Source organism: Actinoplanes campanulatus (assembly GCF_014647795.1).
GTDB lineage: Bacteria > Actinomycetota > Actinomycetes > Mycobacteriales > Micromonosporaceae > Actinoplanes > Actinoplanes campanulatus.
In genome coordinates this window covers 1-25,516 of sequence record NZ_BMPW01000006.1, presented here as the reverse complement: position 1 = coordinate 25,516, position 25,516 = coordinate 1, and the positions used below count along the sequence as shown (strand labels likewise).

27 protein-coding genes are annotated in these 25,516 nt (G+C 72.0%); 9 read left to right on the top strand and 18 right to left on the bottom strand.

All coding sequences use genetic code 11. From position 1 onward, the window contains the following. Window positions 1–13: 13 nt before the first annotated feature. Entirely contained in the window at window positions 14–1,411 is a 1,398-nt protein-coding gene (locus IEZ13_RS12900) for a class II fumarate hydratase (RefSeq protein WP_183222401.1), read from the bottom strand. A gap of 150 nt (window positions 1,412–1,561) precedes the next feature. On the opposite strand from IEZ13_RS12900, the gene IEZ13_RS12895 reads away from it, so the two are divergent. After that, window positions 1,562–2,086 carry a hypothetical protein gene (locus IEZ13_RS12895; protein WP_183222400.1) on the top strand — a complete coding sequence of 175 codons (525 nt, stop codon included), beginning with the start codon at window positions 1,562–1,564 and terminating at the stop codon, window positions 2,084–2,086. A 15-nt stretch (window positions 2,087–2,101) separates the two neighbouring features. On the opposite strand, the gene IEZ13_RS12890 is transcribed toward IEZ13_RS12895, so the two are convergent. From IEZ13_RS12890 to IEZ13_RS12880, 3 genes are all read right to left on the bottom strand, one after another. Beyond that, window positions 2,102–3,766 (bottom strand): fumarate hydratase, encoded by a 1,665-nt coding sequence (locus IEZ13_RS12890; RefSeq protein WP_183222399.1) that lies wholly within the window; start codon window positions 3,764–3,766, stop codon window positions 2,102–2,104. 62 nt (window positions 3,767–3,828) lie between these two features. Further along, on the bottom strand, window positions 3,829–5,121 hold the full coding sequence (locus tag IEZ13_RS12885) for a PQQ-binding-like beta-propeller repeat protein (RefSeq protein WP_183222398.1): 1,293 nt from the start codon (window positions 5,119–5,121) through the stop codon (window positions 3,829–3,831). Window positions 5,122–5,178: 57 nt separating this feature from the next. After that, window positions 5,179–5,673, bottom strand: coding sequence for an Lrp/AsnC family transcriptional regulator (locus IEZ13_RS12880; protein WP_183222397.1), 495 nt, complete (start codon window positions 5,671–5,673; stop codon window positions 5,179–5,181). Between the two features lie 222 nt (window positions 5,674–5,895). Between IEZ13_RS12880 and IEZ13_RS12875 the strand changes: the two genes are divergently transcribed. After that, the gene (locus IEZ13_RS12875; protein WP_183222396.1) at window positions 5,896–6,840 is read left to right on the top strand and encodes an RDD family protein; all 945 of its coding nucleotides are present in this window, start codon (window positions 5,896–5,898) and stop codon (window positions 6,838–6,840) included. Continuing rightward, a complete protein-coding gene (gene hisC, locus IEZ13_RS12870; RefSeq protein ID WP_183222395.1) occupies window positions 6,837–7,937 on the top strand; it encodes a histidinol-phosphate transaminase in 1,101 nt (366 codons plus the stop codon). Before IEZ13_RS12875 ends, hisC begins: the two co-directional genes overlap by 4 nt. A gap of 98 nt (window positions 7,938–8,035) precedes the next feature. Here hisC and IEZ13_RS12865 read toward each other — a convergent pair whose 3' ends face one another. From IEZ13_RS12865 to IEZ13_RS12840, 6 genes are read right to left on the bottom strand one after another with little or no spacing between them, the layout of a single operon-like run. Beyond that, entirely contained in the window at window positions 8,036–9,187 is a 1,152-nt protein-coding gene (locus IEZ13_RS12865) for an outer membrane protein assembly factor BamB family protein (RefSeq protein WP_183222394.1), read from the bottom strand. 29 nt (window positions 9,188–9,216) lie between these two features. Next, a complete protein-coding gene (locus IEZ13_RS12860; RefSeq protein ID WP_183222393.1) occupies window positions 9,217–10,059 on the bottom strand; it encodes a hypothetical protein in 843 nt (280 codons plus the stop codon). 39 nt (window positions 10,060–10,098) lie between these two features. After that, entirely contained in the window at window positions 10,099–11,193 is a 1,095-nt protein-coding gene (locus IEZ13_RS12855; RefSeq protein ID WP_183222392.1) for a tetratricopeptide repeat protein, read from the bottom strand. A gap of 30 nt (window positions 11,194–11,223) precedes the next feature. Beyond that, a complete protein-coding gene (ispF, locus tag IEZ13_RS12850; RefSeq protein ID WP_183222391.1) occupies window positions 11,224–11,712 on the bottom strand; it encodes a 2-C-methyl-D-erythritol 2,4-cyclodiphosphate synthase in 489 nt (162 codons plus the stop codon). Between the two features lie 9 nt (window positions 11,713–11,721). Beyond that, on the bottom strand, window positions 11,722–12,423 hold the full coding sequence (gene ispD / locus IEZ13_RS12845) for a 2-C-methyl-D-erythritol 4-phosphate cytidylyltransferase (protein WP_183222743.1): 702 nt from the start codon (window positions 12,421–12,423) through the stop codon (window positions 11,722–11,724). A 42-nt stretch (window positions 12,424–12,465) separates the two neighbouring features. Further along, a complete protein-coding gene (locus tag IEZ13_RS12840) occupies window positions 12,466–12,951 on the bottom strand; it encodes a CarD family transcriptional regulator (protein ID WP_183222390.1) in 486 nt (161 codons plus the stop codon). Window positions 12,952–13,301: 350 nt separating this feature from the next. Here IEZ13_RS12840 and IEZ13_RS12835 point away from each other — a divergent pair, with 350 nt between their 5' ends. Then, on the top strand, window positions 13,302–14,084 hold the full coding sequence (locus IEZ13_RS12835; protein WP_183222389.1) for a hypothetical protein: 783 nt from the start codon (window positions 13,302–13,304) through the stop codon (window positions 14,082–14,084). Between the two features lie 59 nt (window positions 14,085–14,143). Here the strand turns inward: IEZ13_RS12835 and IEZ13_RS12830 are convergent, their stop codons facing one another. From IEZ13_RS12830 to IEZ13_RS12815, 4 genes are read right to left on the bottom strand one after another with little or no spacing between them, the layout of a single operon-like run. After that, window positions 14,144–14,596: a DUF6023 family protein gene (locus tag IEZ13_RS12830; protein WP_183222388.1), complete on the bottom strand. Its 453-nt coding sequence runs from the start codon at window positions 14,594–14,596 to the stop codon at window positions 14,144–14,146. Continuing rightward, window positions 14,593–15,684, bottom strand: coding sequence for a type III polyketide synthase (locus tag IEZ13_RS12825; protein WP_229794652.1), 1,092 nt, complete (start codon window positions 15,682–15,684; stop codon window positions 14,593–14,595). Before IEZ13_RS12825 ends, IEZ13_RS12830 begins: the two co-directional genes overlap by 4 nt. A gap of 11 nt (window positions 15,685–15,695) precedes the next feature. Continuing rightward, window positions 15,696–16,850: an acyl-CoA dehydrogenase family protein gene (locus IEZ13_RS12820; protein ID WP_183222387.1), complete on the bottom strand. Its 1,155-nt coding sequence runs from the start codon at window positions 16,848–16,850 to the stop codon at window positions 15,696–15,698. Then, window positions 16,840–17,547, bottom strand: coding sequence for a methyltransferase domain-containing protein (locus IEZ13_RS12815; protein ID WP_183222386.1), 708 nt, complete (start codon window positions 17,545–17,547; stop codon window positions 16,840–16,842). The genes IEZ13_RS12820 and IEZ13_RS12815 overlap by 11 nt, the downstream gene beginning before the upstream one ends. Window positions 17,548–17,595: 48 nt before the next feature. Between IEZ13_RS12815 and IEZ13_RS12810 the strand changes: the two genes are divergently transcribed. From IEZ13_RS12810 to disA, 4 genes are all read left to right on the top strand, one after another. Next, entirely contained in the window at window positions 17,596–18,423 is an 828-nt protein-coding gene (locus IEZ13_RS12810; protein ID WP_183222385.1) for a UbiA family prenyltransferase, read from the top strand. A 92-nt stretch (window positions 18,424–18,515) separates the two neighbouring features. Beyond that, window positions 18,516–19,181 (top strand): hypothetical protein, encoded by a 666-nt coding sequence (locus IEZ13_RS12805; protein ID WP_183222384.1) that lies wholly within the window; start codon window positions 18,516–18,518, stop codon window positions 19,179–19,181. Between the two features lie 35 nt (window positions 19,182–19,216). After that, window positions 19,217–20,632, top strand: coding sequence for a DNA repair protein RadA (gene radA / locus IEZ13_RS12800; RefSeq protein WP_183222383.1), 1,416 nt, complete (start codon window positions 19,217–19,219; stop codon window positions 20,630–20,632). A gap of 83 nt (window positions 20,633–20,715) precedes the next feature. Next, window positions 20,716–21,897, top strand: coding sequence for a DNA integrity scanning diadenylate cyclase DisA (disA, locus tag IEZ13_RS12795; protein WP_183222382.1), 1,182 nt, complete (start codon window positions 20,716–20,718; stop codon window positions 21,895–21,897). 155 nt (window positions 21,898–22,052) lie between these two features. Here the strand turns inward: disA and IEZ13_RS12790 are convergent, their stop codons facing one another. The 4 genes from IEZ13_RS12790 to IEZ13_RS12775 form a co-directional block, all read right to left on the bottom strand. Beyond that, window positions 22,053–22,562: a 2'-5' RNA ligase family protein gene (locus IEZ13_RS12790; protein WP_183222381.1), complete on the bottom strand. Its 510-nt coding sequence runs from the start codon at window positions 22,560–22,562 to the stop codon at window positions 22,053–22,055. A 5-nt stretch (window positions 22,563–22,567) separates the two neighbouring features. Then, entirely contained in the window at window positions 22,568–23,308 is a 741-nt protein-coding gene (locus IEZ13_RS12785; protein ID WP_183222380.1) for an adhesin, read from the bottom strand. Between the two features lie 82 nt (window positions 23,309–23,390). Beyond that, window positions 23,391–23,888: a peptide deformylase gene (locus IEZ13_RS12780; RefSeq protein ID WP_183222379.1), complete on the bottom strand. Its 498-nt coding sequence runs from the start codon at window positions 23,886–23,888 to the stop codon at window positions 23,391–23,393. Continuing rightward, entirely contained in the window at window positions 23,885–24,394 is a 510-nt protein-coding gene (locus tag IEZ13_RS12775; protein ID WP_183222378.1) for a glycine cleavage system transcriptional repressor, read from the bottom strand. The genes IEZ13_RS12780 and IEZ13_RS12775 overlap by 4 nt, the downstream gene beginning before the upstream one ends. A 20-nt stretch (window positions 24,395–24,414) precedes the next feature. Here IEZ13_RS12775 and IEZ13_RS12770 point away from each other — a divergent pair, with 20 nt between their 5' ends. Next, entirely contained in the window at window positions 24,415–25,293 is an 879-nt protein-coding gene (locus IEZ13_RS12770; RefSeq protein ID WP_183222377.1) for an A/G-specific adenine glycosylase, read from the top strand. The last annotated feature ends 223 nt before the right edge of the window (window positions 25,294–25,516 follow it).

Sequence of the window (25,516 nt, the reverse complement as noted above, 5' to 3'; positions counted from 1 at the left end):
TACCGGCCGGACGTCAGGGACGCGTCATCCGGAGCACGTCGAGCGCTTCGTCGAGCTGCGCCTCGGTGAGCCGGCCCGCCCCGACGTGGCCGCGCCCGATCACCACCTCGCGGATGGTCCGCCCGGTGGCGAGCGCCTCCTTGGCGATCGCGGCCGCCTCGTCGTAGCCGAGGTACCGGTTGAGCGGCGTGACGATCGACGGCGAACCCTCCGCGTACCCCCGGGCGATCTCCTCGTTCGCCTCCAGGCCCTCCACGCAGCGGTCGGCGAAGAGGCGGGACACGGCGGCCAGCAGCCGGATCGACTCCAGCAGGTTGCGGGCCATCACCGGCAGCATCACGTTGAGCTCGAAGTCGCCCTGGGTGCCGGCGAAGGCGACCGTCGCGTCGTTGCCGATCACCTGGGCGGCGACCTGGCGGACCGCCTCGGGAACCACCGGGTTCACCTTGCCCGGCATGATCGACGAGCCGGGCTGGAGGTCGGGCAGGCGCAGCTCGCGCAGCCCGGCCCGGGGCCCGGAGCCCATCCAGCGGATGTCGTTGGCGATCTTGTAGAGGCCGGCCGCCACCACGCGCAGCTGGCCGGACGCCTCGACCAGCGCGTCCCGGGCGCCCTGTGCCTCGAAGTGGTCGCGGGTCTCGGTCAGCGGCAGGCCGGTCTCGTCGGCGAGCAGCCGGATCACCGCCTGCGCGAACCCGGGCGGCGTGTTCACCCCGGTGCCCACCGCGGTGCCGCCGAGCGGTAGCTCACCGAGCCGGGGCAGGGTGGCCTGGAGACGCTCGACGCCGTTGGTGACCTGTCGCGCGTACCCGGAGAACTCCTGCCCCAGGGTGACCGGGGTGGCGTCCATGAGATGCGTGCGGCCGCTCTTGACGATCTGCGCGAAATCCGCGGATTTCGCGGTCAACGCGGTCGCGAGATGCGCGAGCGCGGGGATCAGCTCCTGGCTGATCGCCTCGGTCGCGGCCAGGTGGATCGACGAGGGGAAGACGTCGTTGGACGACTGGGAGGCGTTGACGTGGTCGTTCGGGTGCACCGGACGGCCCAGGTCACGGCTGGCCAGGGTGGCGATCACCTCGTTCGCGTTCATGTTGGACGAGGTGCCCGAACCGGTCTGGAAGACGTCGACCGGGAACTGGTCGTCGTAGCCCCCGTCGGCCACGTGCGCCGCGGCGGTCGCGATCGACTCGGCCAGGTCCTTCTCCAGCACGCCGAGGCTCGCGTTGGCCCGCGCCGCGGCGCCCTTGATCCGGGCCAGCGCCCGGATGTGCGACGCCTCCAGCCCCCGGCCGGAGATCGGGAAGTTCTCCACCGCCCGCTGGGTCTGCGCACGCCACAGGGCCGCGGCCGGGACACGCACCTCGCCCATCGTGTCGCGCTCGGTCCGGAAACCACTCTCGTCGGTCGTCACCGGACCATCCTCTCTCGACCCTCGGCGGGCCGCAGCAGATCGGCCACCGCGGGCTGTTCGTCATTCAGTGATCACACAGAGTTGGCGGTCGTTGTCTTCGTTACGTAACCTCGGGCGGGTTTGGATGACCCCGACGAAGAGGAACCTCTGATGCGACGCGCCATCCTGGCCGTGCTCACCGGTGGCATGCTGCTCGGCAGCGCCGCCTGCGGCAGCGATCCGAAGCCGAGCAGCGCCCCGCAGCCCGTCACCTCGGCACGGACCGAGGCCACCCCGGCCGCCTCGGCGTCGGCGCCGGACTACTCGGCTGACAACGACGTCGTGTGCCGCCGCCTCGACAAGGCCTTCACCACGGGGTTCGGCGACTTCGGCAAGGCGATCGGCAAGATGATCGCCTACAAGGAGGCCAAGGACAAGGCCGGCGCCGCCGCGGCCGAGAAGACCGCCGCCGCCGAGTTGCAGGCGGTGGCCACCGAGATCCGCAAGCAGGTCGCCACCGCGAAGAACCCGGATCTCAAGGCGTCCGCCATCGTGTCGGTCGGGAAGATCGAGACCAGCGCGAAGAACCGGGACTACATCGAGAAGATCAAGACCACCAAGGATCTGGACAAGAACCTCAAGACCCAGATCGCCGAGTGGCTGAGCCCGGTGGCCGGCTACTGCGCGATCAGCTGACCACCGGTCGGCCCGTCAGCGCCGGCCGATGTCCAGGACCGGCTTTGGCTTCGTCACCTCGGCGAAGAAGTCGTTGCCCTTGTCGTCGACCACGATGAAGGCCGGGAAGTCCTCGACCTCGATCTTCCAGACCGCTTCCATGCCGAGCTCCGGGAACTCCAGCACCTCGACGTGACGGATGCAGTCCTGGGCGAGGCGGGCCGCCGGGCCGCCGATCGAGCCGAGGTAGAACCCGCCGTGGGTCTGGCAGGCGTCGGTGACCTGCTTGGACCGGTTGCCCTTGGCGAGCATCACCATCGACCCGCCGGCCGCCTGGAACTTCTCGACGTAGGAGTCCATCCGGCCGGCAGTGGTCGGCCCGAAGGAGCCGGAAGCGTACCCCTCCGGGGTCTTGGCCGGGCCGGCGTAGTAGACCGCGTGGTCGCGCATGTAGTCCGGCATCGGCTGGCCGGCGTCGAGCCGCTCGGCGATCTTGGCGTGCGCGATGTCCCGGGCCACCACCAGCGGGCCGGTCAGCGACAGCCGGGTCTTCACCGGGTACTTGCTCAGTTCCGCGCGGATCTCGGCCATCGGCCGGTTCAGGTCGATGTTGACGACGGGCGACTCGTCCAGGTCGACGTCGGGCAGGTAGCGGGCCGGGTCGGTCTCCAGCCGCTCCAGCCACACGCCGGACGGGGTGATCTTGGCGACCGCCTGGCGGTCCGCCGAGCAGGAGACCGCGATCGCGACCGGGCAGGACGCGCCGTGCCGGGGCAGGCGGATCACCCGGACGTCGTGGCAGAAGTACCGTCCGCCGAACTGCGCGCCGATGCCGAAGTCCCGGGTCAGTTCCAGGACCGCGGCCTCCAGCTCCAGGTCACGGAAGCCGTGCGCCAGCATGGTGCCCGAGGTGGGCAGGTTGTCCAGGTACTTCGCGGAGGCCAGCTTCGCGGTCTTCAGCGCGTGCTCGGCGCTGGTGCCGCCGACGACCACGGCCAGGTGGTACGGCGGGCACGCCGACGTCCCGATGAGGCGCAGCTTCTCGTCCAGGAACTGCATCATCCGCTGCGGGTTCAGCAGCGCCTTCGTCTCCTGGTACAGGTACGACTTGTTGGCCGAGCCGCCGCCCTTGGCCATGAACAGGAACTTGTACGCGTCCGGCTGACCACCCGGGTCCTCGGCGTACAGCTCGATCTGGGCCGGCAGGTTGGTCCCGGTGTTCTTCTCGTCCCACATGGTGATCGGGGCGAGCTGCGAGTAGCGCAGGTTGAGCCGGGTGTACGCCTGATAGACGCCGAGGGCGATGGCCGCCTCGTCGGTGCCGTCGGTGAGCACGTGCCGGCCGCGCTTGCCCATCACGATCGCGGTGCCGGTGTCCTGGCACATCGGCAGCACCCCGCCGGCCGCGATGTTCGCGTTGCGCAGCAGGTCCAGCGCGACGAACCGGTCGTTCGGCGACGCCTTCGGGTCGTCGATGATCGAGCGCAGCTGGGCCAGGTGGGCGGGCCGCAGGTAGTGCGCGATGTCGTGCATCGCCTCCGCGGTGAGCTGGGTGAGCGCCGCCGGATCGACGGTCAGGAACCGTCGGCCGCCCGGACCCTCGACGACATCCACGCCCTCGTCGGTGACCAGGCGGTACTCGGTCATGTCCGCACCGGTCGGGAGGAGCGGCGAGTAGCTGAAATCGGCGCCTCTGCTCATGAGCGGCAAGCCTAGGCCAGCGAGGCCGTGCCGCGCGAACCACTCCCCGGAGCTTCGCCGCATCAGGAGAACGGCAGGTAGGCCATGTCCCGTCCGGACGCCGCGATCATCCCGTCCGGGCCGACCGCGAAGACCTTCGCATCGGTACGCACATCGGCACGAACCGCCCCGTTCGACGGGGTCAGCGCGGACACCCTGTCCTTCGAGACGACGATCACGGCGTACGGAGTGAGCGCCGCACCCACCTCACCCCGCCCGTCCAGCCGCCAGACCGCCTTGTCCTTGGCGAACGAGTACCCGCGTACCTGATCGCCCTTGCGGATGACGGCGTAGGTGTCGTTGAGGGTGAGCACGGTCGACTCCTTGTCGCCGTACCACAGGGTGCGCCCGTCGTAGCCGTTGATCAGCACCTCCCGCCCGTACGGGTCGACGCCCAGCACCACGTTGTAGCCGCCGGCCGGATCGCGCTCCTGGTCGCAGGCCGACCCGTTGTCGGCGGTCCGCAGGTTCAGCCCGTCCCGCCGCCACACCACCTGGCCGCCCGGCGGGTTCCCGGCCACCACGTCGTAATAGCAGGTGCCGTCCTTGGCGGTGCCGGTGATCGTCAGGACCCGGCCGCCGACCACCGCGACCCGCTGCTGCCGGCCGGGCCGCACGGTCTGCACGAGCCGGCCGCTCGCCGTGTCGATCACCCGGATCTGCCCGTCGTGCGGCAGCCCGAGCAGCCCGGGCAGGACGGGCGGCCCGGCCACGTCGTCGTCCACCCGGTTGGAGGAGAGCCGCCGGGTGTCCGGCAGGTCGGGGTTGGCGGCGTCCAGGACGAACCCGATGCTTCCGGTGCCGACCGTCCAGAGCTGTTCACCGGAGCGCGGGTCCCAGGCGGTGAGCCGGCAGTCGTCGCCGCCGGAACAGCTCAGATCGACGATCGCGTCCTGGTAGGTCCAGACCGCCGTGGCGCTGCTGTCGGAGCGCCGTACCGTGCCGGTGGACGGGTCGAGGACCTGGTAGCCCTTGGTCAGCAGGCGGCCGGTCACCACGACGGCGTTGGCGCCCTTGCCTGCGATCGAGGCCCAGTCGGCGTCCGAGGACCAGAGCTTGACGGCGGCCGTCAGGCCGTACGCCTCCACCGAGGTCCGGTACTCGACGATCACCGAGTCCCCGGCGATCGCGATGCTCTGCGGCGACCCGCCCAGCTGCTGCTGCCAGCGGGCCCCGGGCGCGATCGGCCCGCTCGTGCTGATCCACGACCAGAGCTGCGGGAACGGGTTCCACACGCCGGTCGCGGCCAGCACGGTGACGACGACCGTGGCGGCGACCAGCGTGTATCCCTTCCAGGAACCGCCTCCGGAGGCCATGCGGGCAGGGTAATGACCTTCGATCCGGGAACCCGCCAGCACGGAAAGTCCGTGTCGTCAGGTTATCCGCGCATTTGTCGCCGACCGCACCAGCGGCACGGTCCGGTACGGGATCAGCTCGGCGAGCGCGATGATCGTGTGGGCCCGGCCGATGCCCGCGTAGCCGACGATCTGGTCGATCACCCGTTGCAGGTCGGCGTTGGAGCGGGCCACGATCCGGCACAGGATGTCCCCGCCGCCGGTGATCGTGTGCGCCTCCAGGACCTCGGGGATCTCGGCCAGGTGCTCGGCGACGGCGTCGTGCCCGTACCGCTGAATGATCTCCAAGGTCACGAAGCTGGTGACCCCGAAGCCGATCGCGGCCGGTGCCACCTCGGGCCCGAAGCCCTTGATCGCGCCCCGCGCGATCAGCTTGTCCAGTCGCGCCTGGACCGTGCCGCGGGCCACCGCGAGCCGCCGGGAGAGCTCCAGCACACCGATCCGCGGCTCGGCCGCGAGCAGCGAGATGAGCCGCGCGTCTAGCGGATCCAGCTGGACAGTCTGCTCACCCATGGCGTGAAGCTACCGCACCGATTGCGCACGTTGATCAGCCATGAACACACCGGTTGCCCAGCCTCGCGGACTGGGACACCGTTAGCGGAGAAACCGGCTGCGGCTGGGACAGCACTGATAACCGGCCGATGATGACCTGTGACACTGTGAGCAGACCCCGCGCGCCGGGCCGACCGGTCAGCCCGCAGGGAATCGTCAAGCTGTCGTGGTAAAGGTTTGCGCATGAGTTCCGTTCCCGCGGGTTGGTACAAGGATCCCGCCGACACCAGCACCCAGCGCTACTGGGACGGTGAGGGCTGGGTGGGCAAGGCCATCCCGGCGGACGCGGTGCCACCGGACGGCCCGCCGCCCACGGAGGAGCCGGAGCCGCCCGCCCCGGTCACGCCGGCCGAGCCCACCGTCGTGACCCCCGCCCCGGCCCCCGGCCCGCAGCCGGGTCCGCCGCCCGGCTGGGGCCCGCAACCGCCGCCGCCACCGGGCTGGCAGCCCCCGCCCGGCATGCAGCCGCCGCCCGGTTGGCAGCAGACGGCCGGCGCGCAGCCGATGCACCCCTACCTCTACCCGTTGCCCGAGGTGCGGCCGCACGGCATGGTGCTGGCCGGGCTCGGCCGGCGCCTCACCGCCCGGCTCGTCGACATCGCCGCGGTGCTGCTGCTCAACATCCTGGTCAACGGCTACTTCGTGTACATGTACTGGCAGGACTTCCGGCCGATCCTCAACGACTACATGGACCAGATCGAGTCCGGCGTCGCGGCCCCGGTGGCCCAGCAGCCCCCGGAGCGGATGCAGACGCTGTCGGTGGCCATCGTCATGATCGCCACCCTGCTGTGGCTGCTCTACGAGGCGCCGTCGATCGCCAGCACCGGGCAGACCCTGGGCAAGCGGCTGCTGGGGATCAAGGTCGTCCCGGTGGAGAAGACCGGCCCGATCGGGTTCGGCCGGGCCTTCACCCGCTGGGCCCGGCTCGGCATGTGGACCCTCTTCTGGTGGTGCGGCATCGGCCTGGTCATCCAGTTCGTGGCTGCGCTCTCCCCCGTCTTCGACCCCCGGCTGCGCCAGGCGTGGCACGACAAGGCCGCGGCCACCGTCGTGGTCGCCGTGCCGGCCGGGGCACCACCGACCATCGACGCCGCCACCCGCGACGACAACCCCGGAGGACCGCAATGACCCGGCTCACCCGTGCCGACCTGGACGCGCTGCCCGACTACGTGCCCGGCCGCAACGTCGCCGACCTCGCCCGGGAGCTGGGCATCGCCGAGGCGATCAAGCTGGCCAGCAACGAGGTGCCGTACGGTCCGCTGCCCGGGGTCGTGGAGGCGATCACCGACGCCGCCCGAAGCGTCCACCGGTACCCGGACATGGGCGTGGTCCAGCTCCGCGACCGGATCGGCGAGCGGTTCGGCGTCGCCCCGGAGCGGGTGGTCACCGGCTGCGGGTCGGTGGCGCTGGCCGAGATCCTGGTGAAGGCGACCTGCCTGCCGGGCGACGAGATCGTCTACTCGTGGCGGTCCTTCGAGGCGTACCCGATCATCGCGGCCGGCGGCGGCGCCACCAGCGTCCGGGTGCCGAACACGGCGGCGCACGGGCACGACCTGACCGCGATCGCCGAGGCGATCACCGACCAGACCCGCCTCGTCTTCGTCTGCAACCCGAACAACCCGACCGGCACCAGCCTGCGCAGGGCGGAGCTGGACCGGTTCCTCGGTGAGGTGCCGTCGGACGTGCTCGTGGTGCTCGACGAGGCCTACCGGGAGTTCGTCACCGACCCGGACGTCCCGGACGGCCTGGAGGCGTACGGGGACCGCCCCAACGTCGTGGTCCTGCGCACCATGAGCAAGGCGTGGGGCCTGGCCGGTCTGCGGATGGGCTACCTGGTCGCCCAGCCGGAGATCGCCGCCACCATCCGCAAGGTGGTCACCCCGTTCTCCACCAGCCTGGTCGCGCAGGCGGCCGCTCTCGCCGCCCTCGATCAGGAGGCGGAGGTCCGCCGCCGGTGCGCCGAGGTGGTCACCGAGCGATCCCGGGTGACCGAGGCGCTGCGCAAACTCTCCCTCGACGTGCCGGACAGCCAGGCCAACTTCGTCTGGCTGCCGCTCGGCGACCGGACCGCCGCCTTCACCGCCGCCTGCGAGAACCGCGGCGTGATCGTTCGCGGTTTCCACCCCGAGGGCATCCGGGTGACCATCGGCACCCCGGAGGAGAACGACAAGTTCCTAGCTGTGCTTGATGGCCTCGCTTCGCTCGGCGGGCAAAACGCCTTGTAACCGGTGACGAGGCAGGCGATTTCCCGCCACCCGCAAACCCCGCGGGCGTCGGCAAATCGCTTGCCTCGTCACCGGCGGCGTTTTGCGGGTGGCGCCGATCAGTACGGGAGGACGGTGACCAGGACGGTGTCGAGGGTGAGGTAGTAGATCGGCGACTCCGGGTCCTCCGGGGCCTCGGGGCTCAGCCGCTCCATCGCCAGGTAGCCGTCGAAGACCTGGTACAGCCCCGGCTTCCAGTGGGTGTCGTCGGTCCCGTAGGCCATCGGGTAGGTGTAGCGCAGCACCCCGGTCCGCGCGTCCAGCCCTTCGAGCGTGTTCGACGGTGTGAGCACCAGCACCGTCGCCGGGGTGCCGCCGAGCACCCGCACCATCCCGGGGCGCTCCCAGAGCCGCGTACCGTCCACGGACGCCACGCTGATCCCGCCGTCCGTGGTGGCGACCACCACCCCGGCCGCGAACGTCGATCCGGGCGCGTCCAGGGCCGCCACTCGGCGCGGGACGGCGCCGTCGGCGAGCCAGCCGTGCCCGGAGCCGTCCCGGAACGCCGGGCAGACGAACGAGACGCAGCCGACCGGCTCGTAGGGCCCGGCCGGCCAGCCGCTCACGGGACGGCCGGTCACCGCGTCGTAGGCGCCGGTCGCGCACACGTACGCGCCGCCCTCGGTGGTGAACCCGTCGGCGCATCCGGCCGGGACCGTGATGCTCCACAGTCGCTGGCCGGTGCTCAGCGCGTACCCCGAAAGATCCTGCCCCTGCGTGACCACGACGGCGCCGCCGGCCAGACGCAGACCCGGCGGGGTCCAGACCGTCGCGGCCCCGGTGCGGTGTCCGGCATAGCCGGGCGCTTCCGGGCCGTCCGCCCGCCAGGACACCTTTCCGGTACGGGCGTCGAGCGCGATCAACCACCCGTCGGACCATCGGGTGACCACCGTGGCGCCGCTCGCGACCACCGCGCTCACCTGTGCCGGCCAGCGCCGGAACGACCAGCGGGCGGTGTACATGGTCCGCGCGGTGACCGGCCCGTCCGCCCGGACCTGGTGTTTCGCCGCGTAGACGCGCAGCCGCCGGTCCACGATCAGCGGCGCCTGATTGAGCCGCCCGGTGACACCGAAGGCGGGCGTCGGCTCGGGAGGGTACGGCGTGATGGCGCTCGCGGCCTGCTCAGCCGGGGCCAGCACCCGCCACCCGATAGCCGCACTCGCGACCAGCAGAAGCACGGCCGCCAGGATTCGCAGCAGCACCCGGGTCACGGGCGAAAGTATTACAGGTCAGGGCGAGGTCACTCGAACCCGCCGTTGATCAGGCCGAGCCGGACCAGTTCGGTGAGCGGTTCGACCACGTTCGCCGCACCGAATCCGACGAACAGCGGCCGCGGCCCGTCCCGGTGCGTGCGGGCCGGCTCGACCAGCGGCACCGGGTGGGTCGCGGCCAGCGCCTCGGCCACCTCGGCCACCTCACCGCCACCGGCCGCGATCACCGTCGCGACCAGCACGTTCAGGAAGCCGTGGTGGGTGAACCCGGTCTCCGGATCGGTGTGCCGGGTGGCGTGGCGCATCCCGGCGGCCAGCTTGAACGGCAGCTCCCGGTCCCGGCAGGCGCAGATCACCGCGGCCAGCTCGACCGGGGTCGGGAACAGCTCCGCGGCCAGCCCGCCGACCCGGAACTTGGGGGCGATCGGCACACCGTCGGCCCGGGCCTCGGCCACCGAGTCCAGCGCCGCCAGCAGGCCCCAGCTCAGCGGGATCTCGGCGTACAGCGGGAGCCCGGTGCCGGCGGCCGCGAAGGTGCGGAGGGTGGCCAGGCCGGGTTGCGGGTCCTCGCCCCGGCGGGCCACCGCCGCCTCGAGATGCCTCACCACGACACCGGAGGAGCGCAGCTTCTCCACGGTGTTGGGCAGGGCCGCGGCCGGCACGTCGCCGATCAGCGCGGCGGTGAGCCGGGGCACCCGCTCGGTCCCGAGGAGCGAGGCCGGCATCAGCAGCGAGCCGATCAGGTCGCTGTACCACGAAGTGGTGTGCTCCTGGTGCTTGAGCACCGCGTCGTCCAGGCCGACCGGGCTGGGGGGCAGCAGGCACGCGTCATCGACCAGCCCGGCATAGAGCGGAGGCACCATAGTCGACACGAATTCGAACCTAGTAGACGCCGCCCGAAACGGACAGCCTCAGCGTCTGCGGCGGCCAGCCAGCACCAGGACCTCGGCGACGGCGCCCGCCACCATGCCGGCGACCAGTGGCGCCGGCCCGCCGACGACCGCGTACCCCAGCAGGAACAGCGGCGCCGCGAAGGTCAGGTAGACGGCCGCCGCGAGACGCCGGTCCCCGGAGCGCAGGCGGCGCATCACCACCCCGGCCGGCTCCGGCAACCGGCCACGGAACCAGAACACCACGGCACCGAAGATCAGTACGCCGATTAGCCCCGCCCAGACCCGGGAGATCCCGACGTTGATCAGGGTCATGGCGGCCGCCAGCACGGCCGCCACGATGGTCCCGCCGGAGCCGTACCGGGCCGTCTCGCCCACCGCGTCCGCGGTCTCCCCGGACACGTCGAGAACCGGGTGGGCGGGCACCACGACCGGCAGGGACGGGCTCGCTCCGGGAGCCGGGACGTCCCCGTCGGGCGGCACGCCCAGCGACGCCTCCTCCGCCAGGTCCTCGATGGCGCGGGCCCAGCGGCGGCGCTCGAATCGGACGATCCCGGTGTCCCGGCCCGCGTCACCGATCACCGGGTCCAGTTCCAGCGCCTCCCCGTACGCCCGCTGCGCCAGGTCGAACAACCGCAACCGGGCGGCGACCACGGCCAGCACCAGGTGCGCCTCGGCGTCGGTGGGTGCGATCCGGACGCCGTTCCACGCGGCGTTCAGCGCCTCCTGGCCGTTGCGTGACTCGCTGAGCAGGGCGGCCCCGGTGCGCTGCGCGTACGCGTCGTCCGGCCACCCGGTCAGGATCTCGGCGGCGACTCCGGCGGCGTCCGCGAACCGCCGGCTGTCGGTGAGCGCCATCGACCGGACCACGAGGACGGCCAGGTCCCCCGGCTCAGCGGCGGCGGCACGCTCGGCGGCGGCCAGCGCCTCGGCGGGCTGATCGGCGGCCAGGTGGATGCGGGCCAGGGTGGCGAGGAGGCCGGCCTCCAGCGGCGCGGCGGTCAGACCGGCCGCGATCTCGTCGGCGGCCTCGTCGTAGCGGCCGAGATCGGCCAGCAGGAGGGCACGCTCGCGGTGCTCCTCAGGGGTGGTGTCGGGCTCCAAGGGGGCGGGCACGCTGCCGAGCGTAGGCCGTCCACCTGGGAATCAGTCGAGTCGGGGTGACCCGGGGTAGACCATCGCGACGGCGATCCCGGCCAGGCCCTCGCCGCGCCCGGTGAGCCCGAGCCCGTCGGTGGTGGTGCCGGCCACCGTGACCGGTGCTCCGGCCGCCTCGGAGAGCACCTTCTCCGCCTCGGCCCGGCGCTTCCCGATCCTGGGATGGTTCCCGACCACCTGGATCGACACGTTCCCGATCTCGAAACCGGCCGCCCGGACCCGCCGGGCCGTCTCGCCGAGCAGGGTGATCCCGGCCGCGCCCGCCCACTCCGGCCGGCTCGTGCCGAAGTTGCTGCCCAGGTCACCGAGCCCGGCCGCGGACAGCAGCGCGTCACAGGCGGCGTGGGCCGCCACGTCGGCGTCGGAGTGCCCGGCCAGCCCGGTCTCGCCGGGCCAGTGCAGCCCGGCCACCCAGCAGGGCCGCTCGGGGTCGAAGGCGTGGACGTCGGTACCGATGCCGACCCGCGGAATGATCACTCCGAGAGCTTAAGCAGGCTCGGAGAGCTTAAGCAGGTGGGTGGCGAGGGCCAGGTCGATGGGCCGGGTGATCTTCAAAGCGAAGTCCGAGCCGGGAACGCACAGCACCGGCCGCCCGAGCTTCTCCACCGCACCGGCGTCGTCGGTGTGCGAGTCGGCGGCCGCGGCATGGGCGGCACGCAGCGTGCCGGCGCGGAAGCCCTGGGGGGTCTGCACGGCCCGCAGCACCGACCGGTCGACCGTCCCGAGGACCGTGCCGTCGGCCGCGACCTCCTTGATCGTGTCCACCACCGGAAGCGCGGGGATCACGGCGTCGGCCCCGTCCCGCACCGCGGCGGCGACCCGTTCGAACAGCTCGGCGGGCGCAAGGCAGCGGGCCGCGTCGTGCACCAGGACGATGCCGACGTCATCGGGAACGACCGCGAGCGCGGCGGCGACGGAGTCCTGCCGCTCGGCGCCGCCCGCCACCACGATGACCGGGGCCACCGGAGCGAGCAGATCGTGCACGGCCTCGACCTCGGCCGGCGGAGCGGCCACGACGATCATGCGGACCGACGGCGCGGCGGCCGTCCGGCGGATCGCGTGGACCAGGAGGGGCTCCCCCTCGAGCAGGCGCAGGGCCTTGGGGGCACCCGGGCCGAGGCGCACACCGGCGCCCGCGGCCGGAACGACGACCGCGACGTCACCGCGAGCATTGAGCTGCGCGGTCACGTCGCGGTCGTCGGTCAAGGTGTGAGGGATGCGTTGGACGGATCAGGCCTCGGTGAGGACCTTGTCGAGCAGGACCTCAGCCTCATCCTTGCTGCTCTTCTCAGCGAGGGCCACCTCGCCGACCAGAATGTCGCGAGCCTTGGCGAGCATGCGCTTCTCACCCGCGGAAAGGCCACGCTCACGCTCACGGCGCCAGAGGTCACGAACAACCTCGGCAACCTTCAGCGGGTTACCGGAAGCAAGCTTCTCGAGGTTCGCCTTGTAACGCCGCGACCAGTTGGTCGGCTCCTCGGTGTGCGGAGCACGGAGGACATCGAAGACCTTTCCAAGGCCTTCCTCGCCAACCACTTCGCGCACGCCGACTTCTTCGGCATTCTCAGCGGGCACCCGAACAGTCAGATCGCCCTGGGCGACACGCAGAACGAGATACTGCCTTTCAACGCCCTTGATGACCCTAGTCTCGATTGCCTCGATGAGTGCGGCCCCGTGGTGGGGGTAAACAACGGTCTCGCCGACACTGAAAACCATAGGTTCGAAACCCCTTTCGCTGTGTCTAGGGTAACACGCCCAGACGGCCGTGTCTTGCCCTGTCGGTCACTGTTAGTGCAGCTCAGAGGCCCTGTGATGGGGCTTTCTACCGCTTGACAGCGAAGCGAGAAGCTGCCTAAGTAACGCAAAGTGACCAGACTGTTACGACCCCCGCCAACGAGGCCGCGTAAATCAAGTCGGGAATTCCGGACCTGATGGCTTTGTGAGATCAAGCTTATCGCTAAGGTCCGCATCGCCGCACCACTGGCGATGCGGCCCCACGTGCGGGAGGCTGGACGGAAGTTCCCCGACCGAAGCAAGATCTGGTCGGCCAGGGGGGAGGTTGAGTCATGGCTGGCGCGAGCGACAACGGCGACAGGCCGCCCGGCGGCGGGCCCTCCGACGGTCTCCCGGAGTTCCCCGAGGAGTGGGGCGTCATCGTCATTCCGGACGACCTCTCCGAGCTCGCCGACGAGGTCGCGGCGGTCCGCGCCGAGCTGCACACGGCCGCGCCGCTCAACCGGTGGCAGCGCCTCGCCGGCCGGCCCACGGTCCGCCGGCTGCGCCGCCTCAGCGGTCTGTTGACCCACACCCCGGCCCTGATCATCGCCCTCGCCATCCTCGTCACGGTCGCCAGCCTGTTCGCCTCGGCATGGCCCGGGCCGCCCCGGCAGCCGGCCACCCAGCGGACCTCCGGCGCCACCGAGAGCCGGTCCGACCAGCTGCCGGCGCTGGATCTCATCGACAGCGACGGGCAAAGTGTTTCGATTCGGGGGCGACTTCCGTCAGTGTTGATGCTCACCGACGGCTGCGACTGCGCGGCACTTGTCCGGGACACGATCGCCGCGGTTCGGAGTGACATCGCGATCCTCACGGTGAGTAAGGTGCGGGCGTCCGCCAGCGCACCCGCGGCCGGGCAGGACCTGCTGCCGACCGCGCGGACCCCGCGGGCCGACGGCAAGGTGGTCACCGCGTTGCAGGACCCCACCGACACGCTGCGGCGACAACTCGGGCTCGGGGCGCCGGACGGGACGGCCGCGGTGGTCCTCGTCGACCGGCTCGGCAAGATCGTCCGGGTTCATCCACGGACCGCCTCGGTCGAGACGTTCCGGCCCGACCTGTCCCGCCTCTAACGACTAAACCCCATGATGGGGTACGAGGTGGTCGCTACCGGCATGAATCGGCGCTCCCGTCAGCCGGACGAGCGCTGAAGGGCATAACGGAAGACGACCGGGCCGGATGCGTCGATGGTGACGTGCATGCGCAGTTGCCGGGTGAGACCGACGCTGAAGATGTCCGGGGTGCGGGCGCCGGAGCAGCGCAGGCCCCGGCCGGAGTCGGTGCCGCCGAGGCTGACCCGCACCCGGGCGCCGTCGTCCCCGGCGCACACCACCGACACCAGGAAGTCGCCCTGCTCCACCTCGACGATCTCGTCGTAGCCGGTGCCCGGCTCCAGGACCAGGGTGTTCGCCACCTCCTGCTCGCCGATGTCGGGCAGCAGCTGCTCGGCGGTCAGCCGCCAGTGCGCCAGCCGGCCGTCACCCGCGCCGTCGGGTGCGGCACGCCACCACCACACCAGTCCAATCACCAAGATCAATGCCGCCAGCGCGTGCAGCACGACGCCGCGTCCCCGTTCGCTGCTCACGCTGCGAGAGTAGAGCCCTCCAGAAGAGTGACGTAGAGCGTGAGCCCCGGACCGAAGGCGAGCATCACGATCCGCTGCGGCGGGACCGGGCGACGGCGTAGCTCGTTCAGGACCAGGAGCACGGTCGGTGACGAGCAGTTGCCGTGGGCGGCGAGGACGGCACGGGACTCGGCGAGCGCGGCGGCGGGCAGGCCCAGACGCTCCTGGACCACGTCGAGGATCTTCGGGCCGCCCGGGTGCACGGCCCAGCCGTCCACGTCCGCGATGCTCCGGCCGTGCGTCGACAGGACCTGATCGACCAAGCCGCGGACGTGCGCGGCGAGGACCGCCGGCACCTTCGGCGACAGGCCCATCCGGAACCCCAGATCGGTGACCTCCCATGTCATGTGGTCGGCGGTCGAGGTGTCGGTGATCGCGGCGAGCTCGCGGACGGCGTACCCCGGATGGTTTTGATCCTGAGGGGTGACCACCACGGCGGCCGCGGCGTCCGAGAAGAGAGCGTGCGAGACGATCTGCTGGATGTCCGCGCGGGCGCCGGGCGGCTGCAGGTGCAGGCTGGTCAGCTCGGCACAGAGGAGCAGCGCGGGACGGCCGCGGGCCACCACGAAGTCACTCACCGTGCCGAGGCCCGGCAGCGCCGCGTAACACCCCATGTGTCCCACGAAGAGCCTTTGCACGTTGGGTGACATACCCAGATCCCGGGCGAGCAGGATGTCCAGTCCGGGGGTGGCGTAGCCGGTGCACGAGCAGACCGCGAAGAGCCCCAGATCACCGGCCGCCACCCCGGCGTCGGCCAGCGCCCGGTCCACCGCGGCCTTGCCCAGCGGAACCGCCTCGGCCTGATAGCGGCGCATCCGGCGCTCGGTGGACCAGTTCGCGACGTCCTCCAGCAGCGGGCTCACCACGGCCTGCCGGGTACGGACCCCGGCGTTCGCGAAGATCCGCCGGGCCAGGCCGTGCCGGGCGCCGGTGTAGTGGTGGGCGAAGTAGCCGTCCCAGATGTCGTCCTGTGCGGTCGCGGGCGGCAGCGCCACCCCGATGCCGCTGATCACCGCGTCCATCCGGCGGCCCGTCACGTGCTCGTCCATCCCGCGGCCCGTCACCAGCGCGGGGCGACGCCGTCGGCGTCCGGGTCGCCGCCGAGCGCGTCCACGCCCAGCCAGTCGGCACAGACGTCGCTGGTGGCCGGTTGCAGCGAACCCGCCCGGGCGTCCCGGTAGAGCCGCTCCAACGGATGGCCGCGCCGCATCGCCGAGGTGCCGGCCGCCTCCAGCATCGCCGCCGCCACGTCCGCCGCGGTCGTCCCGGCCAGCAGCTTGGCCCGCCACACCCAGCGGTTCGTCTCCGGTTCGCCGGGCGCCTCGTCGACCCGGCGGGCCGCCTCCCGGACCACCAGGTGCGCGGCCGACACCGCGGCGTCGGCACGGCCGATCCGGGCCCGGACCGCGGGCAGCCGGCCCAGGCCGCGGGCGTTGACGTGCTCGACCGCGGCATCCACCGCGGCCCGGGCCACGCCCACGTAGACCGCGGCGTAACTGGCCACCATCCAGTGCGGGGCCAGCTGGGCGGCCACCAGGGCGAGCCCCTCCACGCCGCCGAGCAGCGCCCGCGCCGGGACCGTCACGTCCACGTGCAGGTCGTGCGAACCGGTGGCGCGCATGCCGAGGGCGTCCCAGGTGGGTTCGACCCGGAGGCCCTCACCCGCCGGGACCAGGAACTGCGACACCTGGGCGGGGTCGTCGGCGCTGCGGGCGGCGATCAGGTAGGCGTCCGCGTGACCGGCGCCCGAGCAGAACGTCTTGGCGCCGGTGATCCGGTAGCCGCCGTCCACCCGCCGGTAGGTGGTGGACAGCTCGGACAGCCGGGAGCCGGCGCCGCGTTCGCTCATCGCCACGGCGTACCAGGCGCCGCCGGCGGCCGCCTTGAGAAAGCCGTCCCGGGCCTCCAGCGCCTCCGCCGGCAGCCCCAGCAACTCGGCCAGTTCGTCGGTGACGCCGGCGATCGCACCGGTCACCGAGGCGTGCATGTTGAAGACCAGGGCCGTCGAGCCGTTGCCGCGGGCCAGCTCGTAGGCGATGTCCGCGTACTCCGCGAAGCCCGCGCCCGCGCCGCCCAGCCGGGCCGGGACCATCAGACCGAAGAAGCCGGCCTCCCGCAGCTCGGCGAAGTCCCGTTCGGGGAAGGACCCGTCCCGGTCGCTGTCGGCCGCGCGGGCCGCGAACCGTGGGGCGAGCCGTCGTGCGTCATCCAGCATGTCGTCTCCCGATGCCCTGATAGAGGATCGCCGCCGAAATGCTGGGGACGATGCGCCCGCCCGCGGCCCGGCCCAGCACCAGCCAGCGGAACAGTCCCGGCAGGCTCGGGCGGACGCCCCGGATCTCCAGCTCCACCCCGTGCCGTGTGAACTCGGTCACCAGGCGCCGGGGTGGCACGAACAGCGCCGGATCGTGCAGGCCCACCGGGGCGATCCCGAGCCGCTCGCCCAGGGTCACCGTGATGAAGCGGCTGAGGCGGGTGTCGTTCACCGTGTCCAGCACCACGAGACCGCCGGGACGCAGCACCCGGCACAACTCGGCCACCGTGCCGGACAGGTCGGTGACGTGCTCCAGGATCTCGCCGGCCACCACCACGTCGGCGCTGCGGTCGGCCAGCGGCAGGGCGGTCACATCCCCGTTCACCGCGGTCATCCCGCGCGGCACGGCCCGCTCCAGCCCGGTCCGGCGCAGGTCGACGCCGATGTGCCGGTAGCCCTTGCCGCGGACGTGCGGCGCGAGCAGGCCGCCGCCGCAGCCCGCGTCCACCAGGATCCGGCCGGGCGCTCCCGCCGGAGGGATCAGTGCCGCCCGGGCCTCGGCCAGCCAGTGCAGCAGTTCGAAGGGTCCGCCGGGTCGCCACCACTCGCCGGCCAGGTCGTCGTACTGACGTGGATCATTGCGCTGCATCGACAGCATGTGATCGAGCCTGGCACGGTCCGTGCGCGGAGGCCACACTTGCAAGCCATGTCCCGTGCGCTCGCACTGCTCAGATCGGCCCATCCGGAACCCGGTGCCGCGGTCACCCTCGCCATCACACTGCTCGCCGTCGGCGCCGGGCATCGCGGGTCCCGGCTCGTGCTCGTCGCCCTCACCGTCGCGGCCAGCCAGCTCGCCGTCGGCTGGGTCAACGATTGGCTGGACGCGGAACGCGACCGGCGGGCCGGGCGGCGGGACAAACCGGTGGCGGCCGGGGCGGTGTCGCCGCGGGCGGTCGGCGCCGCCGGGATCGGGGCGGCTGTGGCCGTACCCCTGCTGGCCTTTGATCTGGGTCTTCCGGCTCTCCTGGCGATCTCGGTGGCGACGGTGTTCGCGCTGCTCTACGACTGGCCGCTGAAGAACACCGCGTTCTCGGTGGCGCCGTACCTGATCGCCTTCGGACTGCTGCCGGCCTTCGTGGTGCTCGCCCGGCCCGGGCATCCGGCGCCGCCGGTCTGGCTGGTCGCGGCCGGTGCGCTGCTCGGCGGCGGCGCGCACTTCGCCAACGTGCTGCCGGACCTGGCGGACGACGCGGCCACCGGGGTGCGCGGGCTGCCGCACCGGATCGGCGCGGCCGGGTCCCAGTCGGCCGCCGCGGGGCTCCTGCTGGGCGCGACGCTCACCCTGGTCCTCGGGCCGCCCGGGCCGCCGTCGTGGACCGGCCTGGCGGCATGCGCGGCCGCCGTCGTGGTCCTTCCCCTCGGTTGGTACGCCGCGCGCCGCGCCGACGGACGGCCGGTCGCGCTGTTCCGGGCCGTCATCCTGGTCGCCCTGATCGACGTCCTGCTGCTGGTGTTCAGTGGCCGGCTGACCTGATCCGGCCACGTGATGGATGGGTCGGCGTACACCGCCGATCGCCGCCCATTAGGCTGATCGAACACCCTGGTGTCTCTATTTGGAGGATCGTGATGCGTCCCCTGGGAACCCGTCGCGCCGCTCTGGTCGCGGGTGCCGCCACGGTCGCCGCCCTGGCTCTGGGTGGCTGCTCCGCCGGCCAGGTCGCCGAGACCGCCATCCTGGACACGCCCATCGCGGGCGTCGACACGGAAACCGCCGATGGCAGCGTGTTCATCCGCAACCTGCAGGTGGAGTACAACGGCATCGAGGGCTACGAGAAGGGCGAGAACGCTCCGCTCGACCTGAGCCTGTTCAACCAGACCGCCGAGCCGGTCACCGTCACGATCACCAGCGCCGCGCCGGACCTCCCGCAGGTCGTCGGGGCGGACCAGGTCGGCTTCGTGAGCGCCGCCGCCACGGTCACCACCCCGGGCGAGGTCGCCGCCAGCCCGTCGGTCGCCCCGAGCGCCTCCGCGCTGGCCGCCACGGTCCGCCCGGCCCGGATCCAGATCGCCCCGCTGTCGGCGGCGACGTTCCGCTCGACCGACCTGATTCCGCTCCAGGTCATCGGCCTGCAGGGCGCGCTCACCCCGGGCGCCTCGGTCAACCTGGTCTTCGAGTTCAGCAACAGCTCGGAGAAGCTGGTCCTCCAGGCGCCGGTCGCCTCCCCGCTCAGCCCGGCGCCCCGCGGCCCGGCGGTGGTCGGCGAGGACACCCCGGAGCTCGAGAGTCACTGACCGGGATTGTCATACCGGCGAGCTAGCTTGTCGGTGTGACGACCTCCCGATCCTCCGCCAAGGCCCCCCGCACGGCATACGTCTGCGACGCCTGCGGTCATCAGCCACCGAAATGGGTGGGCCGCTGCTCCGAGTGCGGTGAGTGGGGCTCGGTCATCGAGTCCACGGTCACCGTCCCGGTCTCGGGCCGGGTGGTCAGCTCCCGCATGCCGGCCGAGCCGGCCCGCCCCATCGCGCAGATCAGCGCCGCCCCGGCCCGCGCCGTCGCCACCGGCGTCGGCGAGCTCGACCGGGTGCTCGGCGGCGGCCTGGTGCCCGGCGCCGTGGTGCTGCTCGCCGGTGAGCCCGGCGTCGGGAAATCCACCCTGCTGCTCGACGTCGCCCAGCAGTGGGCGGCCGGCGCGGGCACCCCGTCGCTGGTGGTCAGCGGTGAGGAGTCGGTCAGCCAGGTGCGGCTGCGGGCCGAGCGGCTGGGCGCGCTGCACGAGAAGCTCTACCTCGCCTCGGAGAATGATCTGGGCACGGTCATCGGCCACCTCGACGCGGTCCGGCCCGGCCTGCTCGTGCTCGACTCGGTGCAGACCGTCTCGGCGCCCGGCACCGAGGGCGTGCCCGGCGGCGTCACCCAGGTCCGGGCGGTCACCGCGGCGCTCGTCGCGATCGCCAAGGAGCGCGGCATCGCCACCGTCCTGGTCGGTCACGTCACCAAGGACGGGCAGGTCGCCGGCCCCCGGGTGCTGGAGCACCTGGTCGACGTGGTGCTCCACTTCGAGGGCGACAAGCACTCCTCGCTGCGCCTGGTCCGCGGGGTGAAGAACCGGTTCGGCGCGGCCGACGAGGTGGGCTGCTTCGAGATGCACGAGGGCGGCATCACCAGCCTGCCCGACCCGTCCGGGCTGTTCCTCACCCGCTATCTGGAGCCGGTGCCGGGCACCTGCGTGACGGTCGCCATGGAGGGGCGCCGGGCGCTGGTCACCGAGGTGCAGGCCCTGATCGGGGCGGAGGTGCAGGGCTCGCCCCGGCGCACGGTGTCCGGTCTCGACAGCGCCCGGCTCGCCATGGTGCTGGCCGTGCTGGAGCGGCGCACCAAGCAGCTCAAGCTCTACAACCGAGAGGTCTTCGCGGCCACTGTGGGCGGCATCCGGCTGACCGAGCCGTCCGCCGACCTGGCGATGGCCCTCGCGGTCGCCTCCGGTGGCCTCGACCTGGCCATGGCCCCGCACCTGGTGGCGATCGGCGAGGTCGGCCTGACCGGCGAGATCCGCCGGGTCGGCGCGGTCGGCCGGCGGCTCTCCGAGGCGGCCCGGCTCGGCTTCAAGGTGGCGCTCGTCCCGCCCGGCTGCGGGCCGGACGGCACCGGTGGCGCGCCCAAGGGCATGGAGATCGTCGAGGTCGGCAACCTCCAGGCGGCACTCCAGAGCGCGGCCCGAGCGTCGGCGGCCGCACAGTAACGCTGCGTTATGAATCATCACGCTACGGAGCATTCATTGAGCCACGCCTCGTTGACGTGGATGACAGTCCGTAGAATGTCCGGGTGCCGCTCGACCGCGATGGTTCCAAGCCCGCCGCCAGTTCAACGCCGCGTCCCGGCGTCAACGGCGTGGGGCATCGCGCGATGACGCCGGCCGCGGGCGCCGGCCTGACCGGCGGAGCAAGTGATCCGTTGCGGGCCAATCTCGCGCTGATGGCCCCCGGGACGGCGCTGCGCGACGGCCTCGAGCGCATCCTGCGCGGCCGCACCGGGGCACTCATCGTCCTCGGACACGACGCCGTCGTCGAGACCATCTGCACCGGCGGGTTCTCGCTCGATGTGGAGTTCTCCGCCACCCGGCTGCGTGAGCTGTGCAAGATGGACGGCGCCGTGGTCCTCTCCAGCGACGGCACCCGCATCGTCCGGGCCGCCGTGCACCTGATGCCCGACCCGTCGATCCCGTCCGAGGAGTCCGGCACCCGGCACCGCACCGCCGAGCGGGTCGCCAAGCAGTCCGGCTTCCCGGTGATCTCGGTGAGCCAGTCGATGCACATCATCGGGCTGTATGTGAACGGACAGCGCCACGTCCTCGACGACTCGGCCGCCATCCTGTCCCGCGCCAACCAGGCCCTCGCCACCCTGGAGAGGTACAAACTCCGGCTCGACGAGGTCTCCGGCACCCTCTCGGCCCTGGAGATCGAAGACTTGGTCACGGTGCGTGACGCCGTGGCGGTGGTGCAGCGCCTCGAAATGGTCCGCCGGATCGCCGACGAGATCTCCGGTTACGTGGTCGAGCTGGGCACCGACGGCCGCCTCCTCGCCCTTCAGCTCGACGAGCTGATGGCCGGCGTCGACGCCGACCGCACCCTGGTCATCCGCGACTACCTGCCGACCAGCCGCAAAGCCCGCACCCTCGACGAGGCGCTCGTCGAACTCGACCTGCTGAGCGCCACCGAGATGATCGACCTGGTGGCGGTGGCCAAGGCGATCGGCTACCCCGGCGCATCGGACTCCCTCGACGTGGCCGTCTCGCCGCGCGGGTTCCGGCTGCTCGCCAAGGTCCCGCGGTTGCCCGCCCAGATCGTCGACCGGCTGGTCGACCACTTCGGCAGCCTCCAGCGTCTGCTCGGCGCCACCGTCGAGGATCTCCAGGCGGTCGAGGGCGTCGGCGATGCCCGGGCTCGTGGGGTGCGGGAGGGGCTCTCCCGGTTGGCCGAGGCCTCCATCCTCGAACGCTACGTCTGACCCGCCGCGCCCACCGTGACCGGCGCTACGGCACGGTGGCCGCCCCTTCCCCACCTGAGCGCGTCCGTTTCCAGGCGCATAGTCGATCTTTTCCAGCTGGTCGCCAGTGCCGTCTCAACCGCGCTGAGGCAGATCGACAGTCCGAGGGGATGCGCTCAGAGGGGGTGGCTGATGTCGTTGGCATGGTCGGCTACGGCGGCGCCGGTGATGGTCGCCTGGAGGGGGAGGTATTCCAGGCAGCGGCGGACGGCCGGGGCCATCACCGGATTGGGGACACGTAGCGAGATGGTGCAGTGCGGGACCCAACGGCCCGGGCGGTAGTGGTCCCAGATCTCCACTCCGGCCGCGGAGAGGCGGTCGTGTACGGCGCGGTGGTGGGACAGCAGGTCCTCGGTCACGGTGACGCCCAGCCAGAGGACGCGGCCCACGAACTGGCCCACGAAGTCGATGCTCAGCGGGAGTGGGCGGGCCACCTGGAAGCCGGACAGCGCCTCCGCTACGGCGTGCGGGTCGATGCGGTGGGCGGCGGCCAGGGAGAGGTGCGGGCGGTGCTTCTGGTGCAGGGAGCCGAGGGACGGGATGCCCTCGGCGTCCAGGGCACGCCACAGGTTGCGGACCCGGCGCGTCGTGTCGACGTCCAGGTACAGCTCGATAGCGGCTACCAACGAGGTCAGGCGACGATGGTCAGGATGACCGGGTTGCTGCGGAGCGTGTCGAGGCGGCCGCGCAGCTCGTACGCGCCGGTCTCGGGGATCGGGCCGGCCGCGACGTTGTCGGCGCACTGGGTGGAGGAGCGGCCGTTCCAGGTGACCTCGTACTCGCGCTCGGCCCCCGCGTTCAGGGTCTCGACCTGGTTGCCCTTCGACGTGGTGCACAGGTCGGAGGACCAGTACTTCTGGGCGCCCTGTTCGAGGTAGAGCTCCTGTGCGCTGGCGCCGAGGTCGCGGGTGCACGTACGCGTACCGATGTTCTTGATCTTGAGTTTGATCTTGAGCGGGGTGCCGCGCTGCGGGGAGGTGTCCGCCGGGACCGGGATCACCGACATCTCGCTGTCGGCACAGGCGCCGGAGCCGGAGCCGGGCGCGGCGGTCGCGGTGGCGCCGTTCACGGGCGGGGGCAGCTTCTCACCGTCGTCGGGCTGCCGGGACAGCAGCTCGTTGGGGTCGGGCAGGGCCGGGCCGACAGCGGGACCGGTCTCCTCGAACGACGGTGACGGCAACGCGCTCGCATCCTTCCCCGCGGCGGGGGTCGGATAGCTCGTCGTCTGGGAGGACGTCTTCTTCTTGCCCGGATCGTCCTCGCCCGAGCAGGACACGAACAGCACGATGACGCCGAGCAGGACCGCGCTCAGCACGACCACACGCCGCCGCCAGTAGACCGCGGGTGGGAGGGGACCAACCGTCGCACGCATGATGCCGCTCACGGTAAACCCGGACAGCCTTCGCTATGTGCACGACGCGCCGGTTATGCGACACCAACTCGCGCAACGCTCGTTAGAGATAGACCTTGCGCTGGTAGACGGCGTGCGCTCCGGCCACCCGATCGAGGAACAGCTTGCCGGCGCAGTGATCGATCTCGTGTTGTACGGCCCTGGCCTCGAACGCGTCGGTGGTCAACGTGAACGGCTCGCCGGTGCCGGGCAGGACCGCCTCGACCACGATCCGCCCGGCCCGTTTCACGTCGCCGGTCAGGTCGGGCACCGACATGCAGCCCTCCCGGCCCGGACGCCACCGGCTCGCCTCGACGATCCTCGCGTTGCAGAGCACGAACGTCCCGTGGGTGGTGGCCGCCTTCGGATGCCCGGTCACGTCCACGCAGAACACCTGGGCGCTCACGCCGATCTGCGGTGCGGCCAGGCCGACACAACCGGGTGACACTCGCATCACCTCGACCAGCTCCTCCGCCAGCCGGACGACCTCCGGATCGGTCGGGTCGACCACCTCCCCGGGGGTGCTGAGCACGCTCGCCGGAGCGGTGACGACCGATCTCACAGGATCTCCGTGTCGGACCGCCGCAGGGTCACGTCCACATCCAGCTCGGCGGCGGCCACCGCGAGACGCTCGGCCAGTTCGTCACCCGCCCCGGCCGGTACGTCCACCTCGGCGAGCAGCAGATAGAGCGGCCCGGTGAGCCGGGTGGTGAGGTCGGTGATGTTGCCGCCGGCGGCCGCGACCACCCGGGTCACCGCGGCCACGATGCCGAGCCGGTCGGCGCCGTGCACACTCACCTGGTACGGCTCGCCGGCCGCCGCGCTGTCGGCCTCCGGCTCCACCCGGCGGACGGTGGCCAGCAGGCCGCCCCCGGTGACCCGCTCCAGGGCCCGCGCCGCCTCGGCCTCGGTCGGTCCGGTGCAGATCAGGGTCATCGCGAAATGGCCGCGCAGCCGGGTCATCGTCGAGTCGGTCAGGTTGGCGCCGACCTCCGCGAGAGCCTCGGAGACGTCCGCCACGATGCCGGTGCGGTCCGGGCCGATGACGGTGATGGCGAGTTCGTACACCCGCCTACAGTAAACGGGATATGACTCTCGCCGACGAAGCCATCGCCTGGTACGCCGTAAACGCCCGTGATCTGCCCTGGCGGCAGCCGGACACCACCCCCTGGGGAGTCCTGGTCAGTGAGGTGATGCTGCAACAGACGCCGGTCGTCCGTGTCGAACCCGCCTGGCGCTCCTGGATGACCCGCTGGCCCACCCCGGCCGCGCTCGCCGAGGACCCGCCGTCGGAGGCGATCCGGATGTGGGGGCGGCTCGGCTATCCGCGCCGGGCCATGCGGCTGCACGCGTGCGCCGTGGCGATCGTCGAGCGGCACGGCGGCGCCGTCCCGTCCGCGCTCGATCAGCTGCTCGCGCTGCCGGGGGTCGGGACCTACACGGGGCGGGCGGTGGCGACGTTCGCGTACGGCCAGCGGCACCCGGTGGTCGACACCAACGTACGGCGGGTCGTCTGCCGCGCGGTCGAGGGCAAGCCGGACGCCGGGCCCGCCACGACGGCCGCCGACCTGACCGCCATGGAGGAGTTGCTCCCCGATGACGAGGCGCGGGCCGCGCAGGCCAGCATCGCGTTCATGGAGCTGGGCGCGATCGTCTGCACGGCCCGGTCGCCGAAGTGCGTGGACTGCCCGTTCCACGACGTCTGCGCGTGGCGGCTGCGCGGCGAGCCGCTGCCGGAGGGCCCGAGTCGCAAACCGCAGCGGTACGCGGGGACCGATCGCCAGGTGCGCGGCCTGCTCCTGGAGGTGCTTCGGCACGCCACCGGCCCGGTGCCGCGGCAGCGTCTCGACATGGTCTGGCAGGACGAGGTACAGCGGGCCCGGGCGCTCGCCGGCCTGGTCGAGGACGGGCTGGTCGAGCGGCTGGGCGGGGAGGACTTCGTGCTCGCCGGGGACGCCCCTCAATAAGCGAACGGCCCGGCCGCTTGAAGCAGCCGGGCCGTCCGTCTGTGGCTCTTACTCCTCGGTGGTGGTCGCCGTGCCGAGGTCGGCCGGCACCGCGTCGGGCACCGTCACGCCCTTCTCGGCGCCGCGGAAGACCAGCTTGGACTTCTCCACCTTGGCCGGGTCGCCCTCGCAGTCCACGACGACGATCTGGCCGGGGCGCAGCTCGTTGAAGAGGATCTGCTCG

Bases quoted from the DNA above. Each gene is read 5' to 3' on its own strand.
- IEZ13_RS12895 (WP_183222400.1), top strand. From the start codon at position 1,562: ATGCGACGCGCCATCCTGGCCGTGCTCACCGGTGGCATGCTGCTCGGC.
- IEZ13_RS12890 (WP_183222399.1), bottom strand. From the start codon at position 3,766: ATGAGCAGAGGCGCCGATTTCAGCTACTCGCCGCTCCTCCCGACCGGT.
- IEZ13_RS12885 (WP_183222398.1), bottom strand. From the start codon at position 5,121: ATGGCCTCCGGAGGCGGTTCCTGGAAGGGATACACGCTGGTCGCCGCC.
- IEZ13_RS12880 (WP_183222397.1), bottom strand. From the start codon at position 5,673: ATGGGTGAGCAGACTGTCCAGCTGGATCCGCTAGACGCGCGGCTCATC.
- IEZ13_RS12875 (WP_183222396.1), top strand. From the start codon at position 5,896: ATGAGTTCCGTTCCCGCGGGTTGGTACAAGGATCCCGCCGACACCAGC.
- hisC (WP_183222395.1), top strand. From the start codon at position 6,837: ATGACCCGGCTCACCCGTGCCGACCTGGACGCGCTGCCCGACTACGTG.
- IEZ13_RS12840 (WP_183222390.1), bottom strand. From the start codon at position 12,951: ATGGTTTTCAGTGTCGGCGAGACCGTTGTTTACCCCCACCACGGGGCC.
- IEZ13_RS12835 (WP_183222389.1), top strand. From the start codon at position 13,302: ATGGCTGGCGCGAGCGACAACGGCGACAGGCCGCCCGGCGGCGGGCCC.
- IEZ13_RS12825 (WP_229794652.1), bottom strand. From the start codon at position 15,684: ATGGACGAGCACGTGACGGGCCGCCGGATGGACGCGGTGATCAGCGGC.
- IEZ13_RS12820 (WP_183222387.1), bottom strand. From the start codon at position 16,850: ATGCTGGATGACGCACGACGGCTCGCCCCACGGTTCGCGGCCCGCGCG.
- IEZ13_RS12815 (WP_183222386.1), bottom strand. From the start codon at position 17,547: ATGCTGTCGATGCAGCGCAATGATCCACGTCAGTACGACGACCTGGCC.
- IEZ13_RS12810 (WP_183222385.1), top strand. From the start codon at position 17,596: ATGTCCCGTGCGCTCGCACTGCTCAGATCGGCCCATCCGGAACCCGGT.
- IEZ13_RS12805 (WP_183222384.1), top strand. From the start codon at position 18,516: ATGCGTCCCCTGGGAACCCGTCGCGCCGCTCTGGTCGCGGGTGCCGCC.
- IEZ13_RS12785 (WP_183222380.1), bottom strand. From the start codon at position 23,308: ATGCGTGCGACGGTTGGTCCCCTCCCACCCGCGGTCTACTGGCGGCGG.
- IEZ13_RS12770 (WP_183222377.1), top strand. From the start codon at position 24,415: ATGACTCTCGCCGACGAAGCCATCGCCTGGTACGCCGTAAACGCCCGT.